This is a genomic window from Pseudomonas sp. PDNC002, from assembly GCF_016919445.1.
Taxonomy (GTDB): Bacteria; Pseudomonadota; Gammaproteobacteria; order Pseudomonadales; family Pseudomonadaceae; genus Pseudomonas.
In genome coordinates, this window is the sequence record NZ_CP070356.1 from 2,370,411 (window position 1) to 2,381,633 (window position 11,223).

The 11,223-nt window shown below is 64.6% G+C and carries 10 protein-coding genes and 1 other RNA gene; 9 read left to right on the top strand and 2 right to left on the bottom strand.

The genetic code is table 11. The annotated features are described in order from the left end of the window. Nucleotides 1–7 precede the first annotated feature (7 nt). Both JVX91_RS11015 and JVX91_RS11020 read right to left on the bottom strand, forming a co-directional pair. Nucleotides 8–385: a YraN family protein gene (locus JVX91_RS11015; protein WP_205339248.1), complete on the bottom strand. Its 378-nt coding sequence runs from the start codon at nt 383–385 to the stop codon at nt 8–10. Further along, nucleotides 382–2,196: a penicillin-binding protein activator gene (locus JVX91_RS11020; RefSeq protein ID WP_205339249.1), complete on the bottom strand. Its 1,815-nt coding sequence runs from the start codon at nt 2,194–2,196 to the stop codon at nt 382–384. Before JVX91_RS11020 ends, JVX91_RS11015 begins: the two co-directional genes overlap by 4 nt. A 127-nt stretch (nt 2,197–2,323) precedes the next feature. Here JVX91_RS11020 and rsmI point away from each other — a divergent pair, with 127 nt between their 5' ends. The 9 genes from rsmI to mraY all read left to right on the top strand — a co-directional run bounded on the left by rsmI (nt 2,324) and on the right by mraY (nt 11,223). Next, nucleotides 2,324–3,172, top strand: coding sequence for a 16S rRNA (cytidine(1402)-2'-O)-methyltransferase (gene rsmI, locus JVX91_RS11025; protein ID WP_205339250.1), 849 nt, complete (start codon nt 2,324–2,326; stop codon nt 3,170–3,172). Nucleotides 3,173–3,212: 40 nt separating this feature from the next. Next, an RNA gene (gene rnpB, locus JVX91_RS11030) (RNase P RNA component class A) lies at nt 3,213–3,569 on the top strand. 307 nt (nt 3,570–3,876) lie between these two features. Continuing rightward, a complete protein-coding gene (gene mraZ, locus JVX91_RS11035; protein WP_205339251.1) occupies nt 3,877–4,332 on the top strand; it encodes a division/cell wall cluster transcriptional repressor MraZ in 456 nt (151 codons plus the stop codon). An 8-nt stretch (nt 4,333–4,340) separates the two neighbouring features. Then, a complete protein-coding gene (gene rsmH / locus JVX91_RS11040) occupies nt 4,341–5,282 on the top strand; it encodes a 16S rRNA (cytosine(1402)-N(4))-methyltransferase RsmH (protein ID WP_205339252.1) in 942 nt (313 codons plus the stop codon). Continuing rightward, a complete protein-coding gene (gene ftsL / locus JVX91_RS11045; protein WP_205339253.1) occupies nt 5,279–5,572 on the top strand; it encodes a cell division protein FtsL in 294 nt (97 codons plus the stop codon). Before rsmH ends, ftsL begins: the two co-directional genes overlap by 4 nt. Next, on the top strand, nt 5,569–7,320 hold the full coding sequence (locus tag JVX91_RS11050) for a penicillin-binding protein 2 (RefSeq protein ID WP_205339254.1): 1,752 nt from the start codon (nt 5,569–5,571) through the stop codon (nt 7,318–7,320). Before ftsL ends, JVX91_RS11050 begins: the two co-directional genes overlap by 4 nt. Further along, a complete protein-coding gene (locus JVX91_RS11055) occupies nt 7,320–8,783 on the top strand; it encodes a UDP-N-acetylmuramoyl-L-alanyl-D-glutamate--2,6-diaminopimelate ligase (protein WP_205339255.1) in 1,464 nt (487 codons plus the stop codon). The genes JVX91_RS11050 and JVX91_RS11055 overlap by 1 nt, the downstream gene beginning before the upstream one ends. After that, on the top strand, nt 8,776–10,140 hold the full coding sequence (murF, locus tag JVX91_RS11060) for a UDP-N-acetylmuramoyl-tripeptide--D-alanyl-D-alanine ligase (protein WP_205339256.1): 1,365 nt from the start codon (nt 8,776–8,778) through the stop codon (nt 10,138–10,140). Before JVX91_RS11055 ends, murF begins: the two co-directional genes overlap by 8 nt. Next, nucleotides 10,141–11,223: a phospho-N-acetylmuramoyl-pentapeptide-transferase gene (gene mraY / locus JVX91_RS11065; protein ID WP_205339257.1), complete on the top strand. Its 1,083-nt coding sequence runs from the start codon at nt 10,141–10,143 to the stop codon at nt 11,221–11,223. It begins immediately after the preceding gene.

Consider the following 11,223-nt stretch of genomic DNA (forward strand, 5'->3'; position numbering starts at 1 on the left):
CGTCTGATCAGGTGTCAAAAGCGTTGGGAATCCAGTTCAATTGCCCTGCGGAGCCTGGGGCGCGAATGTCGATGGCGACGATGTCGAACCGGCAGGGGTGGCTGCTCCAGCGGGCGTTCTGTTGCAGGAAGAGTTCAGCGGAAATGGCCAGGCGTTGACGCTTGCGCATGTCCACGCTCTCCAGCGCTCCTCCCCAGGCGGAGTACCGGCGGGAGCGAACTTCGACGAATACTACTGTATCGCCGTCCAGCATGACCAGATCGAGCTCGCCGCGGCGACACGTCCAGTTCTGCGCCAGCAGGCGCAGTCCATGCTGTTCCAGGTGGGCCAGGGCGGCGGCTTCAGCCTGCTGCCCGGCCTTCTGGGTGGGACTGTTGCCGATCAAATACCGCTGTTCTCCAGCGGCTGGACCTGACCGTTCTTGAACTCGGCCCAGGGCAGGCGGCGCTCGACGCGCTGACCGGCGCTGACGCTCAGGGTGCCGGTCAAGCCGTCCACCTGCATGCTCGGCACGGCCTTCAGCTCCGGCAGGCGCGGGGCCAGCTGGTAGGCATCAGCACCCATGGCGTACAGGCGGCCGAGGCTGCCGTTGGCTTGCGGCCACTGCGCAGCAACCTGCTGGCGCAGGGCGTTGTTCGGGTTCAGCAGCCACGGGGTTTCGCAGAAGCGGATGCCATTCAGGTCCTGGTCCTGGGCCGGATTGTTCACGCCGGTGTACAGGTTGGAGGTCGCGTATACAGGCAGGTCGCCGGCGTACTGGAAGGCCAGGGTGGGCTTGATCTGGCGAGCCTGCTGTGGAGTGGCGGCGAGGAAGATGAAGTCGATGTCCTGGCGGCGGGAAGGCTGGGTGTCGACGCTGCTGTCCAGAACGCCCTGCAGGCGCTTGGCGCGACCTTCGCTCTGGCGCAGTTGCAACAGGTCGGCGATCTGGCGGGCCAGCTCGACGGGTTGGTCAACGTGCTCGGCGGCGATCAGCGTGCCGCCAGCGGCTTGCCAGTTGCGGCTGAACGAGGCCAGTACGCGATCGCCCCATTCGCCGCGCGGCACCAGGGCCACGGCGCGGCGCATGCCATCGTTCCAAGCGCGGTTGGCGACTTCGCGGGCCTCGTCCTCGGCGGACAGGCCGAACTGGAAGAGCTGGGCAGGGCCTTCCTGATTGCCGTCGGCGTAGTTCAGGGCCAGGGTGGTGATGGGCAGTTGCGGTTGGCTGCTCATCTGCTTGACCAGGTTCTTTTCCAGCGGCCCGACGACCAGCTGCACGCCATCAGCCTGGGCCTGGCGGTAGAACTCGTCGAGCGAGCGCACCTGGGTGCTGTCGTAGAGCTTGATCGCCGGTTGCGCCTGGCCGCCCTGTTGCGCCTGGTAATGGGCGGCGAGGAAACCATCCTGTAGGGCGCGGGCGACGGAGGCGAGCTGGCCTTGCTGCGGTAGCAGCAAGGCGATCTTGTTCAGTGGCTGGGCGGCCAGTGACTTCAGCTTGATCAGGGCATCCGGCAGTTGCTTGGCGGCCGGGTGCTCCGGGTTCTGGGCAACCCAGTTGTCGATGTTCGACTGCTGTTCTTTCAGGGTCGACGAGGACTTGGTGATGCGCGCCAGGTCGAGCCAGCCGCTCAGGTCGCCTTCATTGCTGCTGGCTTGCATCTGGTCAACGGGCAGGCTGGACACCAGCTTCCAGATTTCCTCATGGTTGGCCTTGCTGGCTTCTGCGTTGAGCAGCGGGTCGATGAAGACGCGTTCGCGAGCGGCAGCCATGGCCTGGCCATCGGCTGCCAGGGCCTGCGACTTGACCATGCCGGCACGGGCCTGGAGATCCACCGGCATTTCGCCCAGGCGCTGGAAGCTGGGGTTGTCGAAGGCTTTCAGGGCTGCCTTGGGTTTGTTGCGCGCCATTTCCAGCTGGGCCCGAAGGGTGCTGGCGAAGACCTGCTGGGCGGGCTTCAGGCTATCCATCGGAATCTGGTCCAGAATCTGCGTGGAGCGGCCCAGGTCCTTCTGCTTGTAGGCCAGGTCCGCGGCCGACAGACGCAATACGTTGGCTTCGTCCGGCTGGGCGGTGGATGCCTGCTGCAGCAATTGTTCGATGCTGGCGTCCGGGGTCCGCGGCAGTTCGCCGAGGTTGGACGACGGGGAGGACGCACAGGCGGCGAGCATGCCGGCAAGGAACAGAGCGGATAGCGGACGCAGGCGAGCGATCATATCGGGCTTCTCGTGACGCATTCAAAGAGCTGCCGATTGTACCGAAGCGGCGAGGGTGGCGCGATGGCGGCTGCCGGAATCGCGATACAATGCGGTTTTTTCAGATAACTCCGGTGAGGTTTTGCGCGTGAGCTTCGGCACTCTCTATGTGGTGGCCACCCCTATCGGCAATCTGGACGACATCAGTGCGCGGGCGCTCAAGGTGCTTGCCGACGTATCGCTCATCGCCGCCGAGGACACTCGTCATTCGGTGCGGCTGCTGCAGCACTTCGGCATCGAGACGCCGCTGGCCGCCTGTCACGAGCACAACGAGCGGGAGCAGGGCGGGCGGTTTCTGACCAAGCTGCAAGCGGGTGAAGACGTTGCACTGATCTCCGACGCGGGAACGCCGCTGATCTCCGACCCCGGTTATCACCTGGTGCGCCAGGCGCGCGCGGCGGGTATTACGGTGGTTCCGGTTCCGGGCGCGTGTGCGCTGATCGCCGCCTTGTCCGCGGCAGGGCTGCCGTCGGACCGATTCGTTTTCGAGGGTTTCCTTCCCGCCAAGATGGCCGGCCGTCGCGGAAAGCTGGAGGCGCTGGTGGACGAGCCACGCACCCTGATTTTCTACGAGGCGCCGCATCGTGTGCTGGAGTGCATCGAGGACATGGCCGCCATCTTCGGTGTTGACCGACCGGCGGTGCTGGGGCGTGAGCTGACCAAGACGTTCGAGACGCTCAAGGGGCTGCCCTTGGGGGAGTTGCGAGAGTTTGTGGCTGCCGACAGTAATCAGCAGCGTGGCGAATGCGTGCTGCTGGTAGCCGGCAAGCCGGCGCCGGAGAGCGATGAGGCGGTGGATGCGCAGACCCTGCGCGTGCTCGATCTGTTGTTGGCGGAGTTGCCGGTCAAGCGCGCTGCGGCGCTGGCGGCTGAAATCACTGGGGCGCGCAAGAATCAACTTTATCAGCTCGCGCTGGAGCGCCAGGGCAAGGCTTGAGCTTGTCCTGAGCGTCGTCAGCCGCTAACCTTGCGGACTGAGAGTCGATTGGACAGTCGCTGTTCCGTGGTGTTCCATCACGGGGTGGAGGAAAGTCCGGGCTCCATAGGGCAGAGTGCCAGGTAACGCCTGGGAGGCGTGAGCCTACGGAAAGTGCCACAGAAAATAACCGCCTAAGCGCGCAAGCGCCGGTAAGGGTGAAAAGGTGCGGTAAGAGCGCACCGCACGGCTGGCAACAGTTCGTGGCTAGGTAAACCCCACTCGGAGCAAGATCAAATAGGAACCCATTGGCGCGGCCCGCGTTGGGTTCGGGTAGATCGCTTGAGGCATTCAGTGATGAATGTCCCAGAGGAATGGCTGTCCTCGACAGAACCCGGCTTATAGATCGACTCTCACCACTTTCTCTCCACTTCTTCCCACATGACCATTTGTCGCTGACCGGAAGAAGTTTAAAACTTAATAAATCACTTTAAGTGTGAAAGCCCAGTGTTTTGAAAACACTGGGCTTTTCTCTTTTTCAGCGCGTCAAAATCCCTCCCTGTCCCTCGCAAAAGCACGCTAAATCTCGGTCCTGTAAGGATTTTTCCCTTCTGACTCGCCTTGACGGTGGGGAGCGCGGATTTCTATAGTGTGCGGAAGTGGTATGAAGTGGGTAAAAGTGGGATCAACAGGCATGGATAGCCAACCACAGGGGAAGCGCTGACGTGTTTCGCGGAGCTAACGCCATCAGTCTCGACGCCAAAGGGCGCCTCGCGATGCCGAGTCGGTATCGTGACGAGCTCGTTTCGCGTTGCGATGGCCAGCTCATCGTCACCATCGATGCGGTCGACACCTGCCTCACCGTATACCCCCTCCCGGAATGGGAACTCATCGAAGCCAAGCTGCGTGAACTGCCCTCGCTGCGTGAAGAAACGCGGCGCCTGCAGCGTTTGCTGATTGGTAATGCCGTGGACCTGGAGCTCGATAGCGCCGGGCGTTTCCTCGTTCCGCCGCGCCTGCGCGAATACGCCGGGTTGGACAAGAAGGCGATGCTGGTCGGCCAGTTGAACAAGTTCCAGCTGTGGGACGAAGACAAATGGAATGCGGTTGCCGAGGCCGATCTCGCAGCCATCAAAGAGCCCGGCGGCCTGCCGGATGAATTGCGCGACCTTATTCTGTGAGCCTGCCTGTGACCAGTACCTTCCAACACATCACCGTTCTACTCGAGGAGGCCGTCGAAGCGCTGGCCCCCCTGGAGGGCGGCCGCTATGTGGACGGAACCTTCGGCAGGGGAGGGCACAGCCGGGCCTTGCTCGGGAAGCTCGGCCCGGGCGGTCAACTGCTCGGGTTCGACAAGGATCCCCAGGCAATCGCGACGGGAAAAACACTGGCGGCCGAAGACGGCCGCTTCGTCATTGTGCAAAGGTCCTTCGCCGAGATGGGCGAAGAGTTCTCCGCGCGCGGCCTGCAGGGCAGCGTGAATGGCGTTCTGCTGGACCTGGGCGTGTCCTCGCCGCAACTGGATGATCCGGAGCGCGGCTTCAGCTTCCTCAATGACGGTCCGCTGGACATGCGGATGAACCCGGACCAGGGCGTCAGCGCCGCGCAGTGGATCGCCACGGCCGCCGAGGACGAGATCGCTCGCGTGTTCAAGGATTACGGCGAAGAGCGTTTCGCCAAGCGCATGGCCCGCGCCATTGTGCAGCGCCGTGCCGAGAAGCCTTTCGAGCGCACCGCCGATCTGGCTGCCGTGATCACCGAGGCCAACCCGGCCTGGGAGAAGGGCAAGAACCCGGCCACTCGCGCCTTCCAGGGCCTGCGCATTTTCATCAACAACGAGCTGGGCGATCTGGAGCGCGGCCTCGAAGCTGCGATGGAAGGCCTGGCCGTGGGCGGTCGTCTGGTGGTGATCAGCTTCCACTCGCTGGAAGATCGCATCGTCAAACAGTTCATGCGCAAGCAGGTGAAGGGCGAGGCAGACAACCTGCCGCGCAACCTGCCGATCCAGGTCAAGCCGTTCGAGCCGCGCCTGAAGCTGATCGGCAAGCCGGTCTACGCCTCCGAAGCCGAGCTCAAGGCCAACCCGCGCTCGCGCAGCGCGGTCATGCGCATCGCGGAGAAGGTCAGATGAGCCGCCTCTTCTCCAAGCGCCTGCCTACCGGCAGCTTCTTCATGCTGCTGCTGTTCATTGGCGTGCTGCTGTCGGCCATCTCCGTTTCCTACAGCGCGTACTGGAATCGCCAGTTGCTCAACTCGCTGTACTCCGAGCTCAACGTTCGCGACAAGGCGCAGGCCGAGTACGGCCGGTTGATCCTCGAACAGAGCACCTGGACGGCCCACAGCCGCATCGAGGGGCTGGCGACCGATCAGCTGAAAATGCGCGTCCCCGATCCGACCGAAATCATCATGGTGGCACCATGAGAGATCTGGCCGGCGCTCGTTATCCCTGGCGCTTCCGCGTCGTCATCGCCCTGCTGCTGGCGATGGTGGCGGCTATCGCCTGGCGAATCGTCGACCTGCATGTCATCGACCACGACTTCCTCAAGGGGCAGGGCGATGCGCGCAGCGTGCGCCATATCTCGATCCCGGCGCACCGCGGCCTGATCACCGATCGCAACGGTGAGCCGCTGGCCGTCAGTACGCCGGTCGCTACCCTCTGGGCGAACCCCAAGGAACTGGTGCTCGAGCGCGAGAAGTGGGGCTTCCTCGCCGACGCTCTCGGCCAGCCGAAGGCAGCCCTGTCCGAGCGCCTGGAGGCAAACGCCGACAAGGAATTCATCTATCTGGTCCGTGGCCTGACCCCGGAGCAGGGCGAGGCCGTGATGGGGCAGGTGAAGACTCACCGCATCCCGGGCGTCTATTCGGTCGAGGAATTCCGTCGTTTCTACCCGTCCGGCGAAGTTGCCGCCCAGGTCGTGGGTTTCACCGATGTGGATGACCGTGGCCGCGAAGGCGTGGAACTCGCCTTCGATAGCTGGCTGGCCGGTGTGCCGGGCAAGCGCCAGGTGCTCAAGGATCGCCGTGGCCACCTGATCCGCGACGTACAGGTCACCCGCAACGCCAAGGCCGGCAAGACTCTCGCCCTGTCCATCGATCTGCGTCTGCAGTACCTCGCCAACCGCGAGCTGCGTAACGCGCTGGTGGAGAACGGCGCCAAGGCCGGCAGCCTGGTGATTCTCGACGTGAAGAGCGGCGAAGTGTTGGCCATGGCCAACCAGCCCACCTACAACCCGAACAACCGTCGCAACCTGCAGCCGGCGATGATGCGCAACCGCGCGATGATCGACGTGTTCGAGCCCGGTTCGACGATGAAGCCGTTCTCCATGAGTGCGGCGCTGGAAACCGGCCGCTGGAAGCCCACCGACAAGGTTGAGGTCTATCCCGGCACCCTGCAGATCGGCCGCTACACCATTCGTGACGTATCCCGTACCGAAGGTCCTGTGCTGGACCTGACCGGGATCCTGATCCGCTCCAGTAACGTGGGCATGAGCAAGGTCGCCTTCGATATCGGCGGCGAAGCCATTTACAGCCTGATGCAGAAGGTCGGCCTCGGCCAGGACACCGGCCTGGGCTTCCCTGGCGAGCGCGTCGGCAATCTGCCGAACTACCGGGAATGGCGCAAGGCAGAGACCGCGACGCTGTCCTACGGCTACGGCCTGTCGGTGACCGCCATCCAACTGGCCCACGCCTATGCGGCACTGGCCAACAACGGCCGCAGCGTGCCGCTGACCATGGTGCGGGCCGATCGTCAGCCGGATGCCACCCAGGTCATTCCCGAGCCGGTCGCCAAGACCATGCAGGGCATGCTGCAACAAGTGATCGAGGCACCCAACGGCGTGTTCCGTGCCCAGGTGCCGGGCTACCACGTGGCCGGCAAGTCCGGTACCGCGCGCAAAACCGCCACGGGCGCCAAAGGCTACGCCGAGAACTCCTACCGCTCCCTGTTCGCCGGCTTCGCGCCGATGAACAATCCGCGCTACGTCGCCGTGGTCGTCATCGACGAACCCAGCAAGGCCGGCTACTTCGGTGGCCTGGTTTCCGCGCCGGTGTTCAGCAAGGTGATGTCCGGCACGCTGCGCCTGATGAACGTGCCGCCGGACAACCTGCCGGCGGCGACTCCGCAGCAACAAGCCGAAGCTGCGCCCGCTGCCAAAGGAGGGCGTGGCTGATGCCGATGAGCCTGAACCAGCTGCTGCCCCAGGCAGAAAGCGGCGAACTGATTCGCGAGCTGACCCTGGACAGCCGTACCGTCAAGCCGGGCGACCTGTTCCTTGCTGTGCCGGGCGGTAGCCAGGATGGACGCACGCACATCGCTGCAGCGCTCAAACTGGGCGCCGCCGCCATCGCCTACGAAGCCGAAGGTGCTGCCAACCTGCCGCCCAGCGACGTGCCGATGATCGCCATCAAGGGACTGGCCAGGCAGCTTTCCGCCATTGCCGGTCGCTTCTATGGCGAGCCGAGCCGTGGCGTCGATCTGGTGGGCGTGACCGGTACCAACGGCAAGACCAGCGTCAGCCAGTTGGTAGCCCAGGCCCTCGATCTGCTCGGCGAGCGCTGTGGCATCGTCGGCACCCTCGGCACCGGTTTCTATGGCGCGCTGGAAAGCGGCCGCCACACCACGCCCGATCCGCTCGCTGTACAGGCGACCCTGGCGCGCCTGAAGCAGGCCGGCGCCAAGGCCGTGGCCATGGAAGTGTCCTCCCATGGCCTGGAACAGGGCCGCGTTGCCGCGCTAGGGTTCGACGTTGCGGTATTCACCAACCTGTCCCGCGACCACCTGGATTACCACGGCTCGATGGAAGCCTATGGTGCCGCCAAGGCCAAGCTGTTCGCCTGGCAGGGCCTACGTTGCCGGGTGATCAACCTGGACGACGATTTTGGCCGCCAACTGGCCGCCGAATCCCATGAGTCACGTCTGCTGGGTTACAGCCTGATCGACCCGGCAGCCTACATCTACTGCCGCGAAGCGACGTTCAGCGACGCTGGTGTGCAGGCTCAGATCGTCACCCCGCAAGGCGAGGGCCTGCTGCGCAGCTCGCTGCTGGGCAAATTCAACCTGAGCAACCTGCTGGCCGTGGTCGGTGCGCTGCTGGGTCTGGACTACCCGCTGGGCGACGTCCTCAAGGTGCTGCCGCAGCTGGAAGGCCCCATTGGCCGCATGCAGCGTCTGGGCGGCGGTGAAAAGCCGCTGGTGGTCGTGGATTACGCCCACACCCCGGATGCGCTGGAAAAAGTCCTGCTGGCTCTGCGTCCGCATGTGCATGGCCAACTGCTCTGCCTGTTCGGCTGCGGCGGTGACCGTGACCGCGGCAAGCGTCCGATCATGGCGCAGATCGCCGAACAGCACGCCGATCGCGTGCTGGTGACGGACGACAACCCGCGCACCGAGAAGAGCGAGGCGATCATCGCCGACATCCGCGCCGGTTTCGCCAAGCCTGACGCTGTTGAGTTCGTCCCGGGCCGTGGCGACGCCATCGCTCGCCTGATTGCCGCCGCCGGCGTCGACGACGTCGTGCTGCTCGCCGGCAAGGGACATGAGGATTACCAGGAGATCGACGGTGTACGCCATCCGTTCTCCGATCTTGATCAAGCCGCCAAGGCGCTGGCTGCCTGGGAGGTGAAACGTGCTTAAGCCCCTGTCGCTCAACGAGATCGCCGGTGCACTGGACGGCCGCGTGGTCGGCGCCGATGTCACTTTCGATGCCGTGAGCACCGACAGCCGCGCCATCGAGCCGGGCCAGCTGTTCATCGCCCTGACCGGTCCGCGCTTCGACGGTCACGACTATCTGGCCGATGTCGCCGCCAAGGGCGCTGTCGCCGCTCTGGTCGAGCGAGAGGTTGCCGGCGCGCCGCTGTCGCAACTCGTCGTCACGGACACTCGTATCGCGCTGGGCCAGCTGGGTGCGCTGAATCGCGCTGCCTTCCCCGGTCGCGTCGCCGCCGTCACCGGTTCGAGTGGCAAGACCACCGTGAAGGAAATGCTCGCCAGCATCCTGCGGACCCAGGGCGAAGTCCTGGCGACCCGCGGCAACCTGAACAACGACCTCGGTGCGCCGCTGACCCTGCTGCAACTATCGCCGGAGCACCGGAGCGCGGTCATCGAACTGGGCGCCAACCGTGTCGGCGAGATTGCCTACACCGTCGCGCTGACCCGCCCGCAAGTCGCCATCATCACCAACGCCGGCACCGCCCACGTGGGTGAGTTCGGTGGCCAGGACAAGATCGTCCTGGCCAAGGGCGAGATCCTCGAAGGGCTGGCCGCCGACGGCGTGGCCATCCTCAATCGCGATGACAAGGCCTTCGACACCTGGCAGGCCCGTGCCGCCGGTCGCCGTGTCTCCAGCTTCGGCCTGCGCGATGCGCGGGCGGACTTCCGTGCCAGCGATGTGCAGCGCGATGCCCGCGGTTGCCCAGGGTTCGCCCTGCAGGGCCCCGCCGGTGAGGCGCGCATCCAGCTGAACCTGCTGGGCGAGCACAACGTCACCAACGCGCTGGCCGCCGCCGCCGCGGCCCACGCCCTCGGCGTGCCGCTGGTCGGTATCGTCTCCGGCCTGCAGAACCTGCAGCCGGTCAAGGGGCGCGCGGTAGCGCAGCTGGCGACGAACGGCATGCGCGTCATCGACGACAGCTACAACGCCAACCCGGCTTCAATCTGTGCAGCGATTGATATACTCGCCGGCTTTTCCGGCCGGACCGTCCTGGTCCTCGGGGACATGGGCGAGCTCGGCGCCTGGGCGGAGTCATCCCATCGCGAAGTGGGCACCTATGCCGTAGGCAAGGTTGCCGCTCTCTATGCCGTCGGACCGCTGATGAGCCATGCCGTGCAGGCGTTCGGTTCCGCGGGCCGGCACTTCGCCGATCAGGCCAGCCTGATCCAGGCCCTGGCCGATGAAGCACCGACAACCACCATTCTGATCAAGGGTTCCCGCAGCGCGGCGATGGACAAGGTCGTCGCGGCGCTCTGTGGTTCCTCCGAGGAGAGTCACTAAATGCTGCTGCTGCTCGCCGAGTACCTGCAACAGTTCTACAAGGGCTTCGGCGTTTTCCAGTACCTGACCCTGCGCGGCATCCTGAGCGTGCTGACCGCGCTCGCCCTGTCGCTGTGGCTGGGCCCGTGGATGATCCGCACCCTGCAGATCCGCCAGATCGGCCAGGCCGTACGCAACGACGGTCCGCAATCGCACCTGTCCAAGAAAGGCACGCCGACCATGGGCGGCGCGCTGATTCTCACCGCCATCGCCATCAGCACGCTGCTTTGGGCGGACTGGTCGAACCGCTACGTCTGGGTCGTACTGGCCGTGACCCTGCTGTTCGGCGCCGTCGGCTGGGTCGACGACTATCGCAAGGTGATCGAGAAGAACTCTCGCGGTCTGCCGAGCCGCTGGAAGTATTTCTGGCAGTCGGTATTCGGCCTGGGTGCGGCGATCTTCCTTTATATGACTGCCGAGACGCCGGTCGAGACCACCCTGATCGTGCCGATGCTGAAGAGCGTCGAGATCCCGCTGGGCATCTTCTTCGTGGTGCTGACCTACTTCGTGATCGTTGGCTCAAGCAACGCGGTGAACCTGACCGACGGCCTCGACGGCCTCGCCATCATGCCCACCGTGATGGTTGGCGGCGCGCTGGGGATCTTCTGCTACCTGTCGGGCAACATCAAATTCGCCGAATACCTGCTGATCCCCAGCGTTCCGGGGGCGGGCGAGCTGATCATCTTCTGTTCCGCCATCGTTGGCGCGGGGCTGGGCTTCCTCTGGTTCAACACCTACCCGGCGCAGGTCTTCATGGGTGACGTCGGCGCACTGGCGCTGGGCGCCGCGCTGGGCACCATCGCGGTGATCGTTCGCCAGGAGATCGTGCTGTTCATCATGGGTGGCGTGTTCGTCATGGAAACCCTGTCGGTGGTGATCCAGGTCGCCTCCTTCAAGCTGACCGGCAAGCGGGTGTTCCGCATGGCGCCGATCCACCACCACTTCGAACTCAAAGGCTGGCCTGAACCGCGCGTGATCGTGCGCTTCTGGATCATCACGGTGATTCTCGTGTTGATCGGCCTTGCCACGTTGAAACTGCGTTGA

Bases quoted from the DNA above. Each gene is read 5' to 3' on its own strand.
- JVX91_RS11020 (WP_205339249.1), bottom strand. From the start codon at position 2,196: ATGATCGCTCGCCTGCGTCCGCTATCCGCTCTGTTCCTTGCCGGCATG.
- ftsL (WP_205339253.1), top strand. From the start codon at position 5,279: ATGAGCCGCCTCTTCTCCAAGCGCCTGCCTACCGGCAGCTTCTTCATG.
- JVX91_RS11050 (WP_205339254.1), top strand. From the start codon at position 5,569: ATGAGAGATCTGGCCGGCGCTCGTTATCCCTGGCGCTTCCGCGTCGTC.
- JVX91_RS11055 (WP_205339255.1), top strand. From the start codon at position 7,320: ATGCCGATGAGCCTGAACCAGCTGCTGCCCCAGGCAGAAAGCGGCGAA.
- mraY (WP_205339257.1), top strand. From the start codon at position 10,141: ATGCTGCTGCTGCTCGCCGAGTACCTGCAACAGTTCTACAAGGGCTTC.